General features: G+C 51.1%; 12 protein-coding genes and 1 pseudogene. 6 read left to right on the plus strand and 7 right to left on the minus strand.

Features of this window, described 5'->3' with window-relative positions:
• Positions 1-241 precede the first annotated feature (241 nt).
• The 5 genes and pseudogenes from GJ688_RS17205 to GJ688_RS17225 all read left to right on the plus strand — a co-directional run bounded on the left by GJ688_RS17205 (position 242) and on the right by GJ688_RS17225 (position 7,960).
• The gene (locus GJ688_RS17205) at positions 242-1,399 is read left to right on the plus strand and encodes an MFS transporter (protein WP_170292116.1); all 1,158 of its coding nucleotides are present in this window, start codon (positions 242-244) and stop codon (positions 1,397-1,399) included.
• 7 nt (positions 1,400-1,406) lie between these two features.
• A pseudogene (locus GJ688_RS17210) lies at positions 1,407-1,760 on the plus strand (lactaldehyde reductase); the annotation flags it as partial.
• Positions 1,761-1,955: 195 nt separating this feature from the next.
• The gene (locus GJ688_RS17215) at positions 1,956-2,735 is read left to right on the plus strand and encodes a methionine synthase (RefSeq protein WP_155477763.1); all 780 of its coding nucleotides are present in this window, start codon (positions 1,956-1,958) and stop codon (positions 2,733-2,735) included.
• Between the two features lie 230 nt (positions 2,736-2,965).
• A complete protein-coding gene (locus GJ688_RS17220; protein WP_155477764.1) occupies positions 2,966-5,422 on the plus strand; it encodes a homocysteine S-methyltransferase family protein in 2,457 nt (818 codons plus the stop codon).
• A gap of 162 nt (positions 5,423-5,584) precedes the next feature.
• On the plus strand, positions 5,585-7,960 hold the full coding sequence (locus tag GJ688_RS17225) for a PAS domain S-box protein (protein WP_155477765.1): 2,376 nt from the start codon (positions 5,585-5,587) through the stop codon (positions 7,958-7,960).
• 77 nt (positions 7,961-8,037) lie between these two features.
• On the opposite strand, the gene GJ688_RS17230 is transcribed toward GJ688_RS17225, so the two are convergent.
• From GJ688_RS17230 to GJ688_RS17260, 6 genes are all read right to left on the minus strand, one after another.
• Positions 8,038-8,652 carry a 4Fe-4S binding protein gene (locus GJ688_RS17230; protein ID WP_155477766.1) on the minus strand — a complete coding sequence of 205 codons (615 nt, stop codon included), beginning with the start codon at positions 8,650-8,652 and terminating at the stop codon, positions 8,038-8,040.
• A gap of 262 nt (positions 8,653-8,914) precedes the next feature.
• Entirely contained in the window at positions 8,915-9,292 is a 378-nt protein-coding gene (locus GJ688_RS17235; RefSeq protein WP_155477767.1) for a RidA family protein, read from the minus strand.
• 343 nt (positions 9,293-9,635) lie between these two features.
• Complete coding sequence (locus GJ688_RS17240) at positions 9,636-11,018, minus strand: tryptophanase (RefSeq protein ID WP_155477768.1); 1,383 nt, start codon at positions 11,016-11,018, stop codon at positions 9,636-9,638.
• Between the two features lie 511 nt (positions 11,019-11,529).
• A complete protein-coding gene (locus GJ688_RS17245) occupies positions 11,530-12,897 on the minus strand; it encodes an amino acid permease (protein WP_235911071.1) in 1,368 nt (455 codons plus the stop codon).
• A 100-nt stretch (positions 12,898-12,997) separates the two neighbouring features.
• Positions 12,998-14,710 (minus strand): sigma-54 interaction domain-containing protein, encoded by a 1,713-nt coding sequence (locus GJ688_RS17250; protein ID WP_155477770.1) that lies wholly within the window; start codon positions 14,708-14,710, stop codon positions 12,998-13,000.
• Positions 14,711-15,519: 809 nt separating this feature from the next.
• Positions 15,520-16,143 (minus strand): acetate uptake transporter, encoded by a 624-nt coding sequence (locus tag GJ688_RS17260; RefSeq protein ID WP_155477772.1) that lies wholly within the window; start codon positions 16,141-16,143, stop codon positions 15,520-15,522.
• A 381-nt stretch (positions 16,144-16,524) separates the two neighbouring features.
• On the opposite strand from GJ688_RS17260, the gene GJ688_RS17265 reads away from it, so the two are divergent.
• A complete protein-coding gene (locus tag GJ688_RS17265) occupies positions 16,525-18,288 on the plus strand; it encodes an HD domain-containing phosphohydrolase (RefSeq protein ID WP_155477773.1) in 1,764 nt (587 codons plus the stop codon).
• Positions 18,289-18,441: 153 nt separating this feature from the next.
• Here the strand turns inward: GJ688_RS17265 and GJ688_RS17270 are convergent, their stop codons facing one another.
• Positions 18,442-20,799: a hybrid sensor histidine kinase/response regulator gene (locus GJ688_RS17270; protein WP_155477774.1), complete on the minus strand. Its 2,358-nt coding sequence runs from the start codon at positions 20,797-20,799 to the stop codon at positions 18,442-18,444.
• Positions 20,800-20,929 lie beyond the last annotated feature (130 nt).

The raw sequence follows: 20,929 nt of genomic DNA on the forward strand, positions 1-20,929 counted from the left end.
ACCGCCGTGTACCGAACGGTACGCACGGTGGTGTGGAAGGTCGGTCACTCAAATAATGGGTGACCTCCTATCCGATTTCCGGCTACCGATATATAAGGCATTAATCACTTTTTCTTCCGATTGTTCGAGGTCACAAATTAGATTAACAGAGTTCCTTTTCTCGCATATTAAGGCTGTTCCCAGAAAGACTTCCGATAGAGCCGATAGAAGAACAGAGATATACGAAAAAAGAAGGATAAAGATGACCGGTTCGACACAGCAATTTTGGACGATTCCCTTTATGGCGCTTCTCGCGGCGACTACAGCGTTTACGGCTACCTATTATTTACTGCTCCCGGTCCTTCCCATATACATGGACGAGTTGGGAGCGAACAAACTCGATATCGGACTGATCATGGGCCTCTTTTTCTTCGGGTCCCTTTTTTTGCGAGTGCTCGCAGGGATCTTAGGGGACCGATACGGCCGTAAAGGGTTGCTTTGGTCCTGTGTAGCCCTTTCGGTGGTGACACCTCTGTTTTTTATCAAACCCTCCTTGGCTTATGTCGCCCTCATGCAACTGGTCTTTGGCTATACGATCGGTGTGTTCACAGTCTCTTCCATCTCGTTGTTGACGGAAAATGTGGATGGAGCCTTTTTAGGCCGGGCGGTAGGGATTCACAGCATCGCTTTGATTATGGGAAAGGGACTCATGCCGTCACTAGGACTCTACCTGCATCGATGGTCCGGGCTCTGGACAGTCATCGGCCTTTCAGCTACCTTCACGGTGCTGACGGCCCTCTTGCTTCCGCTGACGAAAGAAGAAAAGCGAGTACGAAGGGTAGGGGAAAACCAGACGCCTTTTCGAGAAATCTTAAAAAACCCCTATGTGATCTTCCCCGGGCTCATTCTTTTCGTGATAACCTTTACTAATGGCACGGTCATTACGATGTTACCCTTGTTTGCCAAGGAGGTACAAATTTTGGGGTTCGAGTGGTTTTTTACGGTCAATGCGGTAGCGATCATCCTATCCAGATTGTTGATGCCCAAAATGATCTTTACAGACGAGGTGGGCATCGTCAAAATCGCCTTGGTCTTTATCATCGTCTCAGTCTCAGCGCTAGGTTTTTCAAAGAGTCTGCCCTATTTGTTGACGCAGGCCTTTTTGTACGGCCTCGGCTTTGGCCTGATGTATCCGGCGCTCACGGTCATCGTGCTCCGGCAGACGCCGCCATCGTCGAAAGGCAGCGCACTCGGCTTGTTTACGAGTTTTTTCGATATCGGTGTGACGGCAGGTTCCTTCTGGGCGGGATTGAGCGAATTTTGGGGGTTCCAAAGAGTCTATCTCAGCGCCGCCATTCTACCGATCGTCGGGTTTCTTCTCCTATCGCTAAAGACGACAAAAAAGTCCGATAGTTCGTGAAATGATTATCGGTGCCTTCTATGATACCCCCCACGGTGTAGCCAACGCGCTATTACTTCCCTATGTGATGGAATATAACGCACCATCCACAGGCGAGAAGTACAAAGAGATCGCTCGCGCCATGGGCGTCGTCGGGGTGAATGCCATGTCTGTCGACGAATATCGCAAAGCCGCCGTCGACGCCGTCATCGCCTTGTCGCAGCGCATCGGCATTCCCCAGAAGCTTTCCGAGATCGGCGTCAAGGAAGAAGATCTGCCCAAGTTGGCCAAGTCGGCTTTTGCCGATGTCTGTACCCCCGGCAACCCCAGGGATACGAACGAAGCAGAGATTCTGGCGTTGTACCAGAAGGCATTTAAGTAATAGTTGAGTTACTATGTCTGAGTTGCAGTAATGCAGAAAGTACAAAGTGATGAACCTCCGGTAGGGCTGTTGGATAATCGGCAGCCTTACCTATTTATTTTTCTAGGTGATTTTCCTCTTTGCGCCAGCTTTCAAACAAGGATATAATCTACAATGCAATATACAAATCGCACGGTAAAGTAAGGAGTGGAACTGATGCCTGTTTACCGTTTTCCCCTCACGCATATCGACGCGGCAGAAGCCCGCCGTTATGCAGGGCTGGCCAAGGCCGGCGAGGCTTTTCCAGAAGAGATGATTACCAGTGCCTGCAGGGAGGGGCTTCTCTACGCGGAAGGCAGAGCGGCCTGGCACAGTTACTCTTATGACCGGAATACAGCGACGATTCTAGCGAATCCTGTCCTTTCGTTAGAAGGGCGGGATATTCAAAATCATCTGCATGAAGCGGAAGAAGTCGTCCTCTTGGCAGCGACCATCGGTCCGGCCATCGAGCAGGCCACCGAGAAGTGTTTTGCCGACGGACACTATACCAAAGGACTCTTGTTGGATGCGGTCGGAACGACGGCAGTGGAAATGGTAGCCGATAAAGCCAACCGGATGATCGAAGAAGAGGCAGCACGCCGGGGATACCGGGCCACATGGCGGTACAGTCCCGGGTACGGTGATTGGGACGTAAGTGTGCAAAAAGCCCTATTACCCCTAGCCGGCCCTTCCGGTCTGGATATCTCCGTTACAGAAGGGTGTATGCTTCAGCCGCAAAAATCGATTACGGCCGTCATTGGACTGATCCCACGCCATGGTAACCCGGAATCAACCGATGATACCGAACCAAGTGAGGGTAATCTCAAAGCGGCTAACACGGAATCAGTATCTACCGATAAAGAAAAAGACGCGCACGATATCAAGGGTGACAAGCTCATCTGCCGCAAAGGCTGTGCCGCTTGTCCCAAAACCGACTGTATCGCACGCAAGCTATAATTTTGCAGAGTAGACCTCCGTGCCGCTAAAGCGGTACCATCAGGGGAATGAAAAGATTAATTTTCAGGATAGTTCTATCGATATGGGTGTTTACTACAAGACTATTCTTTGGGAATAAAATCTGGGCGTATAACGTAGCAAATGAAATCACTTCACCTCGATTAGCGATAAGATAATGCAGCATTAAAGCGCGTAGTTTTGTGACTTAACGACAGAAAGGAATTATGGCGATGATTAAAATTTTCGATGGTGCCATGGGGACCATGCTACAAGCGGCTGGGCTGAAACCCGGAGCTTGTCCGGAACAGTTTAACCTGGAAAATCCGGCGGCAGTGACGGCCATTCACCGTCAGTATGTGGAAAAAGGCGCCGATATCATTGAAACGAACACCTTTGGCGCCAACCGGATCAAGTTATCCCACTATGGTTTACGGGATAAGGTTCGGGAGATATGCCACGCTGCAGTCGGAGCCGCTCGGGCGGCTTGCAACAGCGACACGAAGGTGGCCGGTTCTGTCGGGTCCACAGGGAAACTGATCGCACCGCTCGGGGAACTCTCTTTCGACGAAGCCGTCGATGTCTTTAAAGAGCAGATCGGAGCCATGGCCGAAGCCGGTGTGGACTACATCATCATCGAAACGATCATCGATATCCAGGAGATGCGGGCGGCACTGCTGGCAGCCAAGTCGGTCACAGACAAGCCCGTGATCTGCCAACTCGCCTTTGGTTCTGACGGACGCACCGTCACCGGGACCGATCCCCAAACGGCAGCGATCCTGCTGGAAGCGATGGGGGCCGATATCATTGGCGCCAACTGCTCCTTAGGGCCAGCCCAACTGCTTCCCGTCGTACAAGCTATGGCGGAGGCGACCGACCGGCCCATCAGCATTCAGCCCAATGCAGGTATGCCCGAACTGATTCAAGGAAAGACGGTTTTTCCCATGCAGCCGGACGAGTTTGCTTCCTGGGCGCCAAAGCTGGCCGAAGCGGGGGCAAGCATCATCGGCGGTTGCTGTGGGACAACCCCAGAACATATCGCTGCGGTAGCAAAGGCGTTACAGGCCTATACCCCGAAAGAACGACCAGTCTCAGAGCGGGCCAAGACAACGGCCCTCACCAGCCGCAGCCGCACCGTCTTCCTAGGGCCGGCCTACCCACCGGTGCTCATCGGAGAACGGATCAACCCGACAGGACGGAAAGTACTGGCCGCCGAGATCAAATCGGGCAGCTGGCAGATGGTGAAAAAAGACGCCCTCGAACAAGTCCAGGCGGGCGCAGGGATCCTCGATGTAAACATGGGCGTCCCGGGTATCGATCAAGCCCAAGCGATGGCGGAAGCCGTTACGGAATTGTCCATGCTCATCGATGTACCCCTGGCCATCGACACGACCGACCCGGCCGCCTTGGAGGCGGGATTAAAAGCCTATCCGGGCCGGGCCCTGGTCAACTCAGTCAGTGCCGAACCGGATCGGATCAAAGAATTCTTGCCCTTGGCGAAAAAGTATGGCGCGGCCATCCTCTGCCTGCCGATCGGTACCGACGGGGTACCTCAAACCGCGCAGGAGCGGGTCGAAGTGGCTCGTAAAGTCGTTGAAGCGGCTCTGGAAGCAGGCTTTCGGCGCAAAGATCTGCTCTTAGATCCGCTGGTGCTCACCGTGGCCGCTGACGCTGAGGCGGCGAAGGAGACCTTGAATACGCTGCGGCTATACCGCAAGGAGTTCGGCTTCCCCACGGTCATGGGGTTGAGCAACGTATCTTTTGGGCTGCCCTGCCGCCCGCTGGTCAATGCCGCCTTCTGCACATTGGCCTTAGATGCGGGCTTGGACGCACCGATCCTCAATCCCTTTGATGCCACCTTACGCGATGCCATGAATGCCGCTTTGGTCCTTCTGGGCCATGATAAGCAAGGGCAGAGCTTCAGTTTGAAATACAGCGGCGCTTCCGTCACCGGCGCCACCTTAGGAACGGGCCAAGGAATGCCCGGTGCCGTTGGAGCGGGCGCAGGGACGGCGTCGGCGATGACTGGTTCAACGGCGGTCGTCGCGGAAGAGGGGGATGTGCTCTCAAAAATTCGTCGGGCCGTGATTCGCGGCGAAAAAGAGACGATCATCACACTGGTGAAAGAGGCCGTAGAACAAGCAATCCCGGCGATTGAAATCACCGAACAGGGATTGACAGCGGCCATGACCGAAATCGGCGAAGCCTATGGTGCAGGCCGAGTGTTTCTACCGCAGGTCATGCTCGCCGCCGAGACGATGCGGGCAGCTTTCCAGACATTGAAGACGGAACTGCCCACCCAGGCTGTGACCAGCAAAGGACGGGTGTTGATGGCCACCGTCAAAGGCGACATTCACGACCTCGGGAAAAACATCGTCGCTGCCTTGCTTGAAAACAACGGCTTTACGGTCATCGATCTCGGCAAAGATGTCCCCGCCGAGACCATTGTAGCTCAGGCGGAGGCTCAACAGGCAGACATCGTCGGCCTTTGTGCCTTGATGACGACGACCTTGCCGGAGATCGACAAAACGATTGCCGCTTTGAAAAAGGCGGGTGTCCCTAGTCTTACCATGGCTGGCGGTGCCGTGGTCAACAACGAGTATGCGACCCAGGCTGGCGCTGACGGGTATGCACCCGATGCGGTCTCGGCCGTCAAGCTCGCCCAAAAGTTGATGCAATTAAAAGGATAAGCCAGCGAAGGCCCCTGTTCTGCCGTCTTCAAAGGACGGATAACGGGGGCCTTTTTCTTTACCAATAAATTATTTGTTCCAAATGCAAACAAGTGCTAGTCGTAGAAGGATTGTCGTGGTAAATTTAAAGTAAATTAGAATGGAAAATGGGAGCGGTTGCCGATGACATCCAGATGGGCACAGGGTGCAGACGCGCAACAATTGAACCCCTATCGCGAGGAAGAGAATCGCTATCGACTTCTCTTAGAATCGATGAGCGATATCGTATTTGAGCTCGATGATCAACAGCGCTATACCGGCGTCTATGGTCGTTGGGCAGGACGATATGGTTTTCTCCCGGAACGGTTCATTGGAAAGACACCAAAAGAAGTCTTTGCCGGGTACTCTGCGGTTCATGAAAAAGCATACCAACAAGCTTTTCATGGAGAAACGGTGACTTATGAATGGATATATGAAGGTGCTCACCAGGTCTGGCATTTTGAGACGGTCCTAAACCCCATTTATGACAAGGAAGACGATGTGATCGGTCTTGTCGGCGTCAGCCGTGAGATCACCGATCGCAAGCAAATCGAAGAAGCCCTGCGGGAGAGCGAGACAATTTTCCGGACATTGGCCGACTCTTCACCGGCGTTGCTGTGGATGTCTGGCTTGGATGGGTTATGCACCCACTTCAACCAAGGATGGCTCGATTTTCGAGGGCGAACCTTAGAGGAAGAGTATGGAGACGGATGGGTGCAAGGGGTCCATCCAGAGGAACGGGAACACTGTTTAGAGACCTATTGGAAGAACTTCAGGACAAGAACCGGTTTTCGTATGGAATACCGCCTTCAGCGTGCCGACGGGAGTTATTGCTGGATCGTCGACATCGGAATACCTCGGTTTTCGGTGACAGGTCAATTTATGGGTTTCATCGGCGCCTGTGTCGATATTCATGAGTATAAGCGGGCCACAGCGGCCTTACAGCGAGGGCAGCGTCTGTTTTTCAGCGGACCTGTCGTCGTCTTTCGTTGCGTCATTGAAACGCAGTGGGAGATTGTAGACATCTCAGAAAACGTATCTCAGTTCGGCTATAGGGCAGAAGATGTTCTAAAATCCGAGATAGCATACGCCAATATCATTCATCCTGATGACCGGGAGCGGGTCCAAGAAGTACGGGAAACGGACGGAGCGTCGAATACCCGAAACATGGACTACCGGCTGATCCGCGCTGACGGGAAAATCTGCTGGATATACGAATATGGCGTCATTCATCGCGATGACCAGGGGAAAATTCGTTATTATGACGGATATTTGCTCGACATCACGGAGATGAAAAAAGCGAAGGAAGCTGCTGAAGCGGCGAACCGGGTGAAGAGTGATTTTCTGGCTACCATGAGCCATGAAATCCGTACCCCCATGAATGGGATCATCGGTCTTGCTGAAGTCTTGCTCCATTCCCGCCTCGATCAGGAGCAACAGGATTGTGCCCGGATGGTGCTTGAATCGGCTCGATTGCTGCTGGCGATTATCAATGACATCCTTGATTTCTCGAAAATTGAAGCCGGGAAGATGAAACTGGAGCAACTCGATTTCGATCTAATGACTGTCCTATCCACCGTCATTGGGCTCTTAGAGGGAAAAGCCAAAGAAAAACACCTGCGTCTGTCGATGCAGGTGGATGAACGGATATGCCCTGAACTGCGCAGCGATCCCGTCCGAATCCGGCAGATTCTATTCAATTTGCTTGGGAACGCCATCAAGTTCACCGACAGTGGAAAAGTTGAGCTTCAGGTGAAGCTCCTGTTGAAGGATGATAAAGCGCAGTGGCTCCGTTTCGAAGTCAGAGATACGGGAGTGGGTATCTCGAAAGAAATGCTCCCGCACTTATTCCGTCCTTTTACCCAGGAAAACAGTTCATCAAGCCGGCGGTACGGGGGGACTGGGCTCGGTTTGTCTATCACCAAGCAACTGGTCATGATGATGGGTGGAGAGATTGGGGTAGAGAGCGAACCGGGGAAGGGCTCTTTGTTTTGGTTTACCTTGCCGCTGGCTCGAACTCCTGCTGGACGGAGTGGTGACAGTATCTCCAAGACATCCTCGAACCGAGGCGAACCGGGGATGACATTGCTGAATACGATGCAGTCCCCTTTGCCTGCAACGGCGGCTCCAAAAGGGGACTCAAAGGGCAAGATTCTGCTCGCCGAAGATAATCAAGTCAATCGCAAGTTGGCTGTCATTCAACTGCAACGAATGGGATTCAAACACATAGATGTAGTTAGCAATGGTCAGGAAGCGTTAGAGGCCGTGATGAAAGATACCTACGCTGTCATTTTAATGGATTGTCAGATGCCTGTAATGGACGGTTTGGAAGCGAGCCGGCGGATACGGCAAATTGAACAAGGAAGGCGTACGCCGATCATCGCCATGACGGCCAATGCGATGCGAGGGGACCGGGAAAAGTGCCTCGCCGCAGGGATGGATGATTATGTGACGAAACCTGTTCTGATAGAAAAACTAAAGACCACACTGGGGCGATGGATAGAGATACCGGAATCGTAGTCATTCTAAAGATGGAAAGGCGGATTCAAAGAAAGCCGCAGCACCGATGACATAGTCGGAGCTGCGGCCGTATCTATTTAAGCCAGGACTTTTTTGGGACAGACCTGGACGCATTTCTTGCAGAGCATACATTGGGAGTCGATGATTTCGTCTTTAAAGTCGGTAATCGTAATATCCATAGGGCACGCTTTTTCGCAGACTTTGCACTTTTTACATTCGCTGTGATTAAACTGGACTGCCGGTTGAGGGCCACGATTTAGGCTGGCAGCAAAATTACCCATGACGCCCATGGGGCAAATTAAACACCATGCACGTGGACGATACAACAGGCCTAAGATTAAACCGATGGTTCCTGAAACGATGCCCATCAGGACAAAGACGCTACCGATTTTATAGATGTCCCAACCGGCAACGGATAAGCGCCACACAAAGAGTGCCATGAACATGATGAAAAAGCCGTATTTGAAAGAACTACTTTTCAGAAAGTCGGGTACTTTTCGCGTATTGTTCATGAACAGTTTGTCGTACAGAAAACCCCGCGGACAGAGGTTACCGCACCAGTGGCGGTTTTTCGAATAGGCCATGGTTACCCCGGTCAGCATACAAACCAATAAGAAGTATCCGAATAAGGGATAGAATATACCGAGAGATAGATAGGCGATGGGGATAAGAAAGGCAAACTTCTTATACATCGGGCTTATGTCCTCCTTGTTCCTTTTGTCGACCAGCTGATTACAGGTTGATAAATACCCCCGGCGGGTATTTTGAACTCGATTATAGCGGGTAGTCAAGTATACCGTCAAGGGGTATATTGTCTAAAGAGCTGGTAAAGTCTAAACAATTTCTGACATAAAGAAAAACCTTTTTTTCAAAAAAAGAACCACCGATCCCGATAATTGTCTTTCGACAAACGGGAAAGGTGGTTCTTTTCATCTATGAAACGAAATCAGTCTTTTATTCCATCGCGGCGACAGCTTCAATTTCAATGACGGCATCCTTAGGTAAACGGGCGACCTGTACGGCAGAGCGAGAGGGCGGGTTCGATGGGAAATAGGTGGCATAGACTTCGTTCATAGCGGTGAAGTCATTCATATCACGCAAGAAGACTGTTGTCTTCACCACGTTGGAAAGGGATGCGCCTGCCGCTTCCAAGATGGCTTTGACGTTATCCAGAGACTGTTGCGTTGCTTCCCGGATGTCCTCCGCCATGATGCCGGTTTTGGGGTCTATGGGCAACTGACCAGACGTAAAGATGAGGTTGCCCATTTTCACGCCTTGGGAATAGGGGCCAATCGCTTTCGGGGCGTCAACAGTGTCGATATGGACTTTCATCGATTCGATACCTCCGGTTCCTAAGATACGGGTTATGCGGCAGATAGAATGCGCATAGGCATAAACGATTAATGTATCAGGTGCCTGTCCCCTCTTTTCAGAGCGAAATATTCAGTTGGAATAAAAGATCTCGCAAGAAAAGATGGTTTAAGACAACAAGTGAGAGCGCCATGTTCATTATATATTTTGTTGTGGACAAGAACAAGCTCGTCTCCAGCGGATAGCCCGGCAGAACAGGGCTAGAGATATATAAGGTCACATAGGGACAGCAGGACCCTTGGGGACAGAGAATGTGAGAGGTAATAGGTAATAGGTAATAGGTAATAGGTAATAGGGATCCTGTTTATTCCCCGATCGGTTTCAGTCGGCAGAGAAAATGGCGCAGCACTTTCGGCTCGTAGGTGAACTCAAGGCCTTTGATACTCTCGCGGCGTTTCCAGATGTTTTCGAGGGCATCGACGACGACATCCATGTGACGGTCCGTGTATACCCGGCGGGGGATGGTAAGGCGCATGAATTCTACGCCCGCCTTTTTCTGTTTGCCGGTCTGGGGATCGCGGCCGAGGAGAAGGGAACCGACCTCGACGGGGCGGACGCCTGCTTCGAGATAAAGTTCATTGCAGAGAGCTTGTGCGGGGAACTGTTCTGCGGGAATATGGGGCAAAAACTTTCCGGCATCGACAAAGACGGCGTGTCCGCCCACAGGCCATTGGATCGGAATTCCGCGCTTGCGCAATTCTTCGCCGAGGTATTCCACTTGGCCGATGCGGCTTTCCAGGTAATCCGCATCCAGTCCTTCAAAAAGCCCGACAGCGAGGGCTTCCATGTCACGTCCGGAGAGACCGCCGTAGGTGACAAAGCCTTCCATGGGGACACAGGAGGCACTGGCCGCTTGGAAAAGCTCCTTATCCTCTTTAATGGCAATCATACCGCCCATGTTGACGATAGCGTCCTTCTTGGCGCTCATGGTCAGAAAATCGCCCATGGCATACATCTCTTGAACGATTTCCTGAATGCTCTTGTCGGCGTATCCGGCTTCTCGCTTCTTGATGAAGTAGGCGTTTTCGGCGAAGCGGGCCGAATCGAAGTTGATCTTAATGCCGTATTTATCGGCGATGGCTTTGACGGCACGGACGTTTTCCATGGAGACAGGCTGGCCGCCGGCGGAGTTGCAGGTCACGGTAACGATGATGAAGGCGATGTTCTCTGCGCCTTTTTCCTGGATGAACCCTTCCAGTTTAGCGAGGTCGAAGTTTCCCTTGAAAGGCACTTCTTTTTGCGTATCAAAGGCATCTTCCGTCACGAGGTTGACGGGGATAGCGCCGTTGAGTTCAATCCATGCCATGGTGGTATCGAAGTGCATGTTACCCAGGACATACATACCTTTTTGAGGGATGAGGTGTGGGAAGAGAACCTGTTCGGCGCCCCGTCCCTGGTGAGTGGGGATGACGTAGTCGTAATTAAAGATATCCTTGACGGCGGATTTGACTTTATAGAAGGATTTGCTGCCGGCGTAGGCTTCGTCGCCCAGCATCATGGCAGACCACTGGCGGTCGCTCATCGCACCGGTTCCGCTGTCGGTCAGCAGGTCGATGTATACGTCTTCCGATTTTAGGGCGAAAGGGTTATATCCGGCCTCCTGCAGAGCCGCGACGCGCTCTTCCCGGGAGATCATTCGAATCGGTTCAACCATTTTAATGCGAAAGGGTTCGGCTTTTCTTACCATGTGAATTCCTCCTAATAATGTGGGTTGCTTTCTGCACTTATGAATATGCAAAAGTCATGCCAATCACATGTGGAAAAACAAATGTATTCACTGGTAGTTAAAGTCCCCATAAGTATCCATAGGAATATGAAGGTAATGCCATTCCTAGTGACGATGTGTTATCCAAGTGTGAAGGCGACTTCACCAGGAGCTTTCCATGTTGGGAGTCGTGAGTCCTTCTGTGGCCGATTTCATGTACGGTGATAAGATTTATTGTCAAAATATCTTGACGCCGATAAGAAAACTTATCATGATTTACTGTTTCTCCGTAAGGTCTCTTCTCAAATCGACGTAGATACACCTAATGGGCATCTATTGGAGCAAAAGGTTACTTTGAAAAATTTGTTCACGTAAAGAAAAGACAAAAAAGAGAAGCACCGGTATTTTGGTGCTCCTCGTGAAAATTCATCGGGGAACGTAAAGGAAATCTAAAAAGAGATCGAAGCGATACCTAAAGCAAAAACGAAAGAATCTACCTGCCCAGCTCGGACAATCCCTTTTGTTCGGCCGTGCTGCCTTTTCCGCTCGTCTTTACTTTATAGCCGACCCAGAGAAGGGCGATCCACACCGGAGCGAGGTAAACCGATATCTGCATATCTTCCATCGTGGCCATGAGGCCGAAGATGAGAGCGAGGAAGGCCAGACAGATGTAGTTGGTGTAGGGAAACCAAGGCGCTTTAAAGTCCAACTTATGGGCCTCATGGGCATGGGCTTTGCGAAACTTGAGGTGTGTGACAGTGATCATGGTCCAGTTGATGATCGCGGCCAAGATGGCGACGGAGATGAGGTACATAAATACTTTACCGGGAAAGAGATAGTTCAGGACGACCGCCAACAGCGTAAATAACGACGAGGCGAGGACACCGGCGACGGGAATGCCGTTTCGGCTCAGCTTGGTAAACATTTTCGGTGCGTTGCCTTGCTGAGCCAGGGAAAAGAGCATGCGGGCGTTGCTGTAGATACCGCTATTGTAGACGGAAAGAGCTGCCGTCAGCACGACGATGTTGAGAATGGTGGCGGCGGCAGAGATGCCCATCTTGGAGAAGATCTGAACGAAGGGACTGCCGTCCATACCGACCTTATCCCAGGGATAGATGATCATCATGACCGTAAGGGCGCCCACATAGAAGATGAGGATCCGCCACATGACCTGATTGATGGCTTGAGGAATCGATTTCTTCGGATTATCGGCTTCCCCGGCTGTGATGCCGATGAGTTCGATGCCGCCGAAGGAAAACATGACGACGACCAAGGAGAGGAGCAGGCCTGTAGCGCCGTTCGGCAAAAAACCGCCATGGGCCCAGAGGTTGCTAAAACCGGTCGCTTCCCCGCCGAGGCCAAAGAAAATGAGCAGGATGCCCAGAAGGATCATACCGATGATAGCGACGACTTTGATGATGGCAAACCAAAACTCAAATTCTCCGTACATTTTGACATTGATCAAGTTGGCCAAGGTGATGACGACGAGAAAGACCAAAGCGGAAAGCCACGTCGGGATGTCCGGCCACCAGTAATTGACGTAGATGCCGACGGCGGTCAGTTCGGCCATGCTGACGATGATATAGTTGAACCAGTAGTTCCAGCCGGAGAGAAAACCGGCGAAGTCGCCCCAATACTTGTAGGCGAAGTGACTGAATGAGCCCGAGACAGGTTCATGTACAGACATTTCTCCGAGGTGGCGCATGATCCAGAAGATGATGATTCCGCCGATGATATAGGAGAGAGTGATCGCCGGGCCGGCCATCTTGATGGTAGCTGCAGAGCCGTAGAAGAGTCCTGTGCCGATGGCGCCGCCGAGGGCGATCATTTGGATATGCCGGTTCTTTAATCCCCGTTGCATATCGCCGGAACCATGTGGTGTTGCACTCACAGGCATAACTCCTTTCCGAAATGGGGGTGATATTAGGTTGTACTTAATATCACATGCAAGAACCGTGCCATCACCGGTCGATTCCGTAGGTGTGAATTTTATTTAAGACTGTCGTATTGGACACGCCGAGAATTTGACCGGCCTGACGGGATGAGAGATGGCTTTCTAATACCTTCTGCAGTACCGCTTTTTCCACTTCGGCAACGATGCTTTTCAACGGCGGCCAGTTCAGCCTGTCTCCAGCAGAAAGTGGAATTTCTAGGCATAATCGCGGCGACGGGGAACGATCATGAAATGTTACGGAGGGAGGCTCTTCGGCAGATGAACTATCAGCGAAGCTTTTGGACGTGCCGCCAGCGAAGTCATTGAGAACTTCCGGCTTTGCTTCACCCTCTAGAGGAATGTCGACGATATCTGTCCACTCCTGTAAATGGTGAGGCTGGATTTCCGGTGTGTCGACTAAGTTGAGCAGCCGTTCTAAGGCGTTTTCCAACTGCCGCACGTTGCCGGGCCACTGTTGGCCCATGAGCAACGCTACGCTTTCCCGGGAGAGCCGAACTTCCGGTTTGTTTAACTTCCCGGAGATTTTGCGGATCAACTGTTGGGCCACCAGGGGAATATCGTCGACCCGTTCGCGGAGGGGCGGGATGCGCAAGGGAATCACGTTCAGTCGATAATAGAGGTCTTCTCGGAAACTGCCTCGTTTCGTCATCTCCTCCAAGTTGCGGTGCGTGGCGGCGATGATGCGGACATCGACGGGGATTTCGGTGCTCCCACCGACCCGGCGGATCCGGCCCTCTTGCAATACCCGCAAGAGACGAACCTGCACTTGAGGAGAGATTTCACCGATTTCGTCTAAAAAGAGGGTACCGCTGTTGGCCTGTTCAAAGAGACCTTTTTTTCCGCCTTTAGAGGCACCGGTGAAGGCGCCTTCCTCGTATCCGAAGAGTTCACTTTCCAGGAGGTTGTCCGGCAAGGCGGCACAGTTGATCGCGATAAAGGGACCTCGGTGGCGAGGGCTTTCCATGTGAATCGCCGCGGCGAACATTTCCTTACCGGTACCGCTTTCGCCGCGCAAAAGGACTGTAGAAGTGCCCTTGGCGACAGTCTTGGCCGTGGTGACCAGACGGTCCATCTTAACGCTTTGGTAGACGATATCGTCAAAGCAGATCAAAGGGTGACGGCGATCGACTTTGGAGATGATCTCCCGCACTTGATGAAAGTCCTTGACAGTGGAAACGGCGCCGATGATCTGTCCCTTCGCATTGATCACCGGCTCTCCGCTGGTCAGAAAGTGGACGATTTTGCTGCCGCGTTTGATTTTTCGCTCCAGCAGGTGATAGGCCTTACCGGTTCGCAAGGTCTCCAATATGGGCGGATTCGGTTGGAACAGCCGCTCCGCGCCCAACCCGATCGCTTCCTCTTTGGAACAGAGGAAGATCCGGCAGGCGACTTCATTGATGTGGGAAATGGCACCGTCCTTATCGACGGCGATGATGCCTTCGCTGACCGAGTTAAGGATCGTATTCAACTCGTGGGCCCGTTCCTCCGAAGGCATCTGATCACGAAATCTGATCGACTGAATACCTGGAAGCTCTTTCAGGTCGCTGATCAGCGGTTGAACCTGGCCTGCCGATTCACAGCGAAATTTAATCATCATACCGCTCTTCGGCGAGGCTTCCATGGCGATTTTATCGACCTTATTTTTTTCGCAGCATTCGAAGATTTCATATCCCAGTCCGGGGCGATCGATAAAATCGATTTGCATCACATATTCCAGCATTTCATTACCTCACTTACAGAAAACCAAGAGCGTTATGCTTTGAAAAAGTGAAAATCCACCCATTATTATAGCAGATAGTGAAACAAATCACATGCCGAGGTGACCTAGAAGAATACGTGAATGCAAAAGCAAATTTTTCCGCTGCCAAGGCCTACGCAAAGGCGATTGGGAAACCCGTTGAAGAGCTGGAAACGTTTTTTATGTACAATCCTATAGGGTTAGTTGCCGAAGGGTAACCATTTGTCCGTAGTCCTCAGAAAAAAGATAGGAATAAAATGGTCTTCTACTGTAATATTATAGAAGGAATGAACCTTTACGTTTTGGAACCCACTGATATTATCAAAGACAGTGCAGGTTCTTGTTTAAATCAGCTTTGTTTAATTTTTTTTCAAAAAAGGAATAACCAAATCCACGTCGAATACGATAAACTATATGTAGCCTAGTCCTGGTTTTTAGGGTAACCTACAACCAGTGCTTTGGGAAAATATGTATTATGGGGAGGTGTAATTCATGGAACTGTACAGCCAAATGTGGAACGTTGCTCACACCCTGGCCTTTTTCTTTGTCTTTGTTCATATCCCCTTCTATTTCGTCCTGCAAGACGCGTAATCAGCACTAATTTTATTAACGTTTCAACCGGTATAAGCTAAATGGGTACATAAATCAGGGAGGTGACTCCCTGATTTATTTTTTAAACGAAACGTTCATGACCGTTTGGGTCACAGGCTATTTTGAAAATGTTATAAAAAAACCGAACCCAAAGGGTTCGGTTGGTTGCGGACATGCGATATGTAATTCAATATGTAAGATTAACGAGGTCCTTTCTTGATCAATCCCAGGGGGGCGCCGAGGGGCAGCACGGTCCGGCCGAAGAATTGGTTGAGGAAAATGGCGCCGCAACCGTAAAAGCCTAAGATAGAGATGGCAAATTCAGACCATCCAGCGACCAGATGAAGATCGACGACCTTAAAGGACGTTAAAGCTAGGGAAAGAAGCAGAACATTAATGAGGACCAAAATCGCGGCGAAGACCTTATTGGTCTCAAAGGATGCGACCATGATAAAGAGCGAGAAGATAAAATATCCTAAAAAGGCCCAGCCGAGTTGGACACCGCTGAAGGTGGCTTTAAAATCCTCGCCGAGCCAACCGAGCGTGATGGCCCAGGACATGGCCACAGAAAACCAGAAGAGACCGTAAGAAGTGAGAACCGTGGCGCCGAAATAATTGTTCTTTTTGAAATCGAACATGCCGGCGACGAATTGGGCTAAAGCACCTAAGAATATGGCCCAAGGAACAAGGGCGGAGACCCCCGTCGTCCAACCGAGCTTTTGCGTTGAGGCGACGAAGGTGACCATGGCCAATCCGAAGACACCGAGGGCTGTGGGATCGGCTACCGTTATTTTGGTCTCAATCTGTTTGAATTCGCTAGACATGATTCTCCTCCTAGTCGACTGTTCATGGATCAAGGGTACTAACGCGAGGGTCAAGTGTTCTAACCAAAATTTGGTATTTGTAAAATTTTCTGAAAATAAACCCTCGACAAATGTATACTTTTTTATACTGTCCCTCCTCTTCGACATAATTAGTGCCCATTGTAAGGGAAAGGGACCCAAAAAGCAATAGCATATATTGAATATTCTAAGAATTTAGAAACCGAGGTCCAGAGCGAACTTTTCAAGGACCGATACTTGCCAAGTAATAGAGGAGAAGTCATAATTTAAGTACGATTGTATTGATTGAGAAAAGCTTGAATACTCATTGATAAAGTTAAAAGTGTTGCTGTTTGTGCTGATGTTGAAGGGGTGCGTTCCGCTATGGCTTGGATACGACATATCACCTTCCGGTATTGGCTGACGATGACTTTGATCAGCTTGATCGGAATTGTCGCTATGGCAGGGCATTATGTTCGCGTGGAAAGCGCTTATTTGGAAGATAATTTACGGAAAGAAGCCCTATCCCGGGGGAATGTGTTAGCTTCCGCCGTCAGTGTAGATATGCTCAAAGGAGATTACAGTCGAATCAACTCGCTGGCTTATTCCATCCTGGCAACGGCGGATGTGCAATATGTGACTGTCTATGATACGGATGGCCGAATCGTCAACCAGAGCGGGGAAAATAACGGTCGGGACTTACTCGTCGAGACGGTTCCAATCATGTATTTCTATAAACCACTGGGTATGGTCGAGGTGGCCATGCGTGCCGATAAGCTGCAGGCGCAGAAAAAGTTGCGTCTTTGGTATACAGGATCGGTGGCCTTCACGGTCTTTTGCTTAGCGATGGCCTTGTCGACATTCCTGAGCCGGCGTATGACGGCGCCGCTGCGGCGGATGACGATGGCTGCCCAAGAGATGACCGAAGGAAATCGGGTTTGTGTACAGGTAGAAGGGCCTGACGAGATCGCTGCGCTGGCTTCGGCTTTTAACCAGATGTCGGCCGCCGTGGCGCAACAGGAAGAGTTGCTGAATCGGGAGATTCAGAAGGCCACGGCAACCATACAAGAGAAGCTAGCGACGCTGGAAGCGATGGATCAGATTTTCCGAGCCGTATTGGGGAACACCTTGCGACGGGAAGAAGTGGTCCGGGCGATTTTAGAGCACGTGAAAGACCTCGTTCCAACGCATTACATTACGGTGGCCATGTGGGAAGATGAAAAGAAGACGGCCAATTTTTATATCTGGGAAACGCAGAGCGGCGGGATGATCGTCGATACGGTCCCCATAGAGACGACACTGATTCCCCGCTTGATGGAAGAACGGAAGCCGCTCATTCGCCCAAACCTGCGAAAGCTGGCACTGTTTCCGCATGAAGAAGAATTGCTTGTTTTAGGAGTCCATTCCTCCCTCTCGGTGCCGCTCGCTGCGAATGACAAGGTCATTGGTATCATCACGGTAGGACATCGAGAGCCGGAATTCTACGGCGACGAACATGTCCAACGTCTATCCGAAATGGCTCAGGTGGTTTCGATGGCCCTAGTGAGCGCTAATACCTATGGAGCGTTGCAGGACTCCTTCTGGGCCATGATCAAGACCCTTTCCCGGGCGATCGATTTGCGGGACGCCTATACGGGTGGTCACTCAGAGCAGGTTATGCTGCTGTCGAGAGCTATCGCCCGGCATGCCGGATTGACAGAAGGGGAGATCGAGACGATCGGCGTCGCCGGCTTGCTCCACGATGTAGGCAAAATCGGCATCAAGGAGAGCGTGCTGCAAAAACCGGGACCGCTTAACGATGTGGAGTTCGCCGAGATGAAAGGGCATTCAGCCATGGGTGCCGAACTGTTGCGGCCGATCAAGCTGTTCCGAGAAGTGGCCACAATCGTCTACCATCATCATGAACGCTATGATGGCCGGGGCTATCCCCAGTGTTTAAGCGGAGAGGACATCCCCTTAGCCAGCCGAGTCATCGCTATCGCCGATGCCATCGATGCCATGGCGAGCGATCGGCCCTACCGCAAAAGACTTCCTGCGGAGAGAATCCGGGAAGAATTGGTGAGACACGCAGGAAGTCAATTCGACCCCCGTTTGGTGGATGCCATCTTGCCCCACTTTAACGAATTGATCGGCGTGGCTTTCCGGTAAATTGGACTCGATGAGTTCAACGAGGGAACAAAGCCCCCATATTCATTGGTTCATAGGCATAAAAAATGGTTTTTTCACAAAAAACGAGAGGGGTTCGAAAAAGAGCCCCCCTCGTTTTTTATGATCTTGACTGTTGATGATCACGGGTCCTGTTCAGGTATCCTTGTCCACAGTCACGGCGATTTCTGATCCCGGAAGATACCGCGACAAGGTATCTAAAAGAATCATTTTTTTCACGGGCTTGGGAAGGAGCATGTTGCAACCGGCCGCTACGGCCCGTTCCTGGTCTTCCGGGAACACGCTGGCTGTCAGCGCGATGATGGGGATGGCATTTCTGCCCTGCGACTGCTCCCACTGGCGGATCTCCCGGGTCGATGCATAGCCGTCTTTTATGGGCATTTGAATATCTATGAGAACGAGGTCGTAGTTTTTCAGCCGGAACTTTTCGAGGGCCGCCTCTCCGTTCTCGACGATATCGAGTCGGTAAGGCAGTCCTTTTAAGTACAGTTGGACCAGCATGGCATTGACTTGAGAGTCCTCGGCGAGCAAGATGTTCCGGAAGGGATCCCTGTTGTGCACTGTCTGAGCGGGCAAGGGTACCTGCTTCGTACACTCAGGCAACGGAATGGATGATAGCAATGTACTTCCCGGTGCAGGGGTTTCGAAATTCAAAGAATCAGGCGATTCCAGGTAGAAGGGCCGAAAGCGGGCGCTGAAGGTGAAGGTGCTTCCTTTTCCAGGTTGACTGACCACGCGGATGTGACCGCCCATGAGCTCGACCAGCTTTTTGCAGATGGAGAGACCCAGTCCGGTTCCTCCGTATTTGCGGGTGGTAGACACATCGCCTTGGGTAAAGGTGTCAAAAATACGTGCTTGCTGTTCTTGGGGGATGCCGATGCCGGTGTCGCTCACAGAAAAGTGTAAGAATAACTCTGGTTCCTCTTGTGAATCCGATGAAATAAGCTTGTCTGTTTCCAGAGCGACGGTAAGGGTGATCTCTCCCTGTTCCGTAAATTTTACGGCATTTGCGAGGAGGTTAAGGAGGACTTGGCGGAGACTGTCCAGATCGCCTTCTAAAAATAAGGGGGCTTTGGTGGACAGATGGTGTTTTAGGCAAAGTCCTTTTTCTTGGGCTATGGGTGTAAAGAGATTTGTTGTTTCCCCAATTACATCGGCCAGATTGAAGATAATATGTTTTGGTTCCATTTTTCCGGACTCGATTTTTGAGAGATCGAGGATATCATTGATCAGGGCCAGCAGGTTATTCCCGGCGTTTCGGAAAATACCGATGTATTGCTTCTGCTCTTCGTTCAGGGGAGTTTCCCAGAGCAGGTCAGCCATGCCGATGATGGCGTTAAGGGGCGTACGGATCTCATGAGACATATTGGCGAGAAAGGCACTTTTGGCCCGGCTGGCCACTTCAGCCTCTTCTTTAGCTTGGACAAGAGCTGTTTCCATCTGCCGGCGTTCCCGTAACTCCTTTTCCAAGGCCGATGTCTTTTGGCGGATTTCATCTTCCAATTCGTTCGTCTGGACGATGATTTTTCCGGTCAATGGTCGAAGCAGTATGGTCATGCCGATTACGCCCATGATAATCAAGGCGACGATGATCCCGGCGATTAAGGCCACTTGACTTTGGACAGGCACATAGAGTTCTTCGGCGTCCATACGGACGAGGATGGCCCAGGAGGTTCCTTCGATGGGACCGTAGGAGATGATGTCATGGCTTCTGTTATGATCTTCCGGAACGAGGACACCGGTCTCGCCGGCGACAGCTTTTTGCATGGCTTGGCCGATCTCTGAGCTGAGGGAGACCTCTGAACCTTTAATACGATCGGTCTTTTTCGGAGGGAAGAAGAGAGCCCCTTGGTCGTCTAGCACACGACCGAGCAGCATCTCCCCGGATTGACCGAGACCAGCGTTATCAGCCGCGATATAGGCTAATTCATTCAGAGTAAAAATCACCTTATCCACACCGAGAAGCTCGCCTTGGGTTCCAATAATGGCCCCGCTCACGACCAACAGCGGCCCAACTCCCGCTTGGATGATGGGATTGCCGATTTGAGTATTTTCAGTGAGATCTTTAGGGAATAATTGTTCTCCTTCCAGCAAAGGGAGTCCAATCTGAGCGACCAATCTGCCCTGGGCATCAAATCGGGTAATGCCCACCACGCCAGTCGACTGGTTCATTGCGTCGGACAGGCGTACTGCTGTTTCAGCGGCTAATTGATTGAGGGTTATTTTCCCGTGAATATAATCGGTTAGCGCTTTTTTGATCTGACTGCGGCTGGTGATCTGCAAGGTGATCTCTTGGCTCTTCGAAAGAAATTGTTCAACGGCCATCGTTCTTGAGCGGGCCGCAAAAAGCAGCCGTTCGTTTTCCGAATTCTTTAGATGTTGATATAGGGGTAAGATACTGACGAGCGCGATGATCAGGCCGATCGCGAAGATCCCCAAGGCTGAGTACCGCGTGATAGCTTTTTGTAGATGCTTTGCTGATTGCAATCTCATGTTCAGCACCTCCGCATGAGCCCGGGTCGACGGATGCAGTTTCGGTTTTCTTTACGGTCCGTTGCAAGAATGGTCTATTTGACAAAGGTGCCGAACATTTCGTGATTTTGCATAAAATGATTGTTAGTTT

Source organism: Heliobacterium mobile (assembly GCF_009720735.1).
Lineage (GTDB): Bacteria > Bacillota > Desulfitobacteriia > Heliobacteriales > Heliobacteriaceae > Heliobacterium > Heliobacterium mobile.

Excerpts from the sequence above, each read along its gene's own strand:
- GJ688_RS17205 (WP_170292116.1), top strand. The coding sequence starts at position 242 with ATGACCGGTTCGACACAGCAATTTTGGACGATTCCCTTTATGGCGCTT.
- GJ688_RS17215 (WP_155477763.1), top strand. The coding sequence starts at position 1,956 with ATGCCTGTTTACCGTTTTCCCCTCACGCATATCGACGCGGCAGAAGCC.
- GJ688_RS17220 (WP_155477764.1), top strand. The coding sequence starts at position 2,966 with ATGATTAAAATTTTCGATGGTGCCATGGGGACCATGCTACAAGCGGCT.
- GJ688_RS17225 (WP_155477765.1), top strand. The coding sequence starts at position 5,585 with ATGACATCCAGATGGGCACAGGGTGCAGACGCGCAACAATTGAACCCC.
- GJ688_RS17230 (WP_155477766.1), bottom strand. The coding sequence starts at position 8,652 with ATGTATAAGAAGTTTGCCTTTCTTATCCCCATCGCCTATCTATCTCTC.
- GJ688_RS17235 (WP_155477767.1), bottom strand. The coding sequence starts at position 9,292 with ATGAAAGTCCATATCGACACTGTTGACGCCCCGAAAGCGATTGGCCCC.
- GJ688_RS17240 (WP_155477768.1), bottom strand. The coding sequence starts at position 11,018 with ATGGTAAGAAAAGCCGAACCCTTTCGCATTAAAATGGTTGAACCGATT.
- GJ688_RS17245 (WP_235911071.1), bottom strand. The coding sequence starts at position 12,897 with ATGCAACGGGGATTAAAGAACCGGCATATCCAAATGATCGCCCTCGGC.
- GJ688_RS17250 (WP_155477770.1), bottom strand. The coding sequence starts at position 14,710 with ATGCTGGAATATGTGATGCAAATCGATTTTATCGATCGCCCCGGACTG.
- GJ688_RS17260 (WP_155477772.1), bottom strand. The coding sequence starts at position 16,143 with ATGTCTAGCGAATTCAAACAGATTGAGACCAAAATAACGGTAGCCGAT.
- GJ688_RS17265 (WP_155477773.1), top strand. The coding sequence starts at position 16,525 with ATGGCTTGGATACGACATATCACCTTCCGGTATTGGCTGACGATGACT.
- GJ688_RS17270 (WP_155477774.1), bottom strand. The coding sequence starts at position 20,799 with ATGAGATTGCAATCAGCAAAGCATCTACAAAAAGCTATCACGCGGTAC.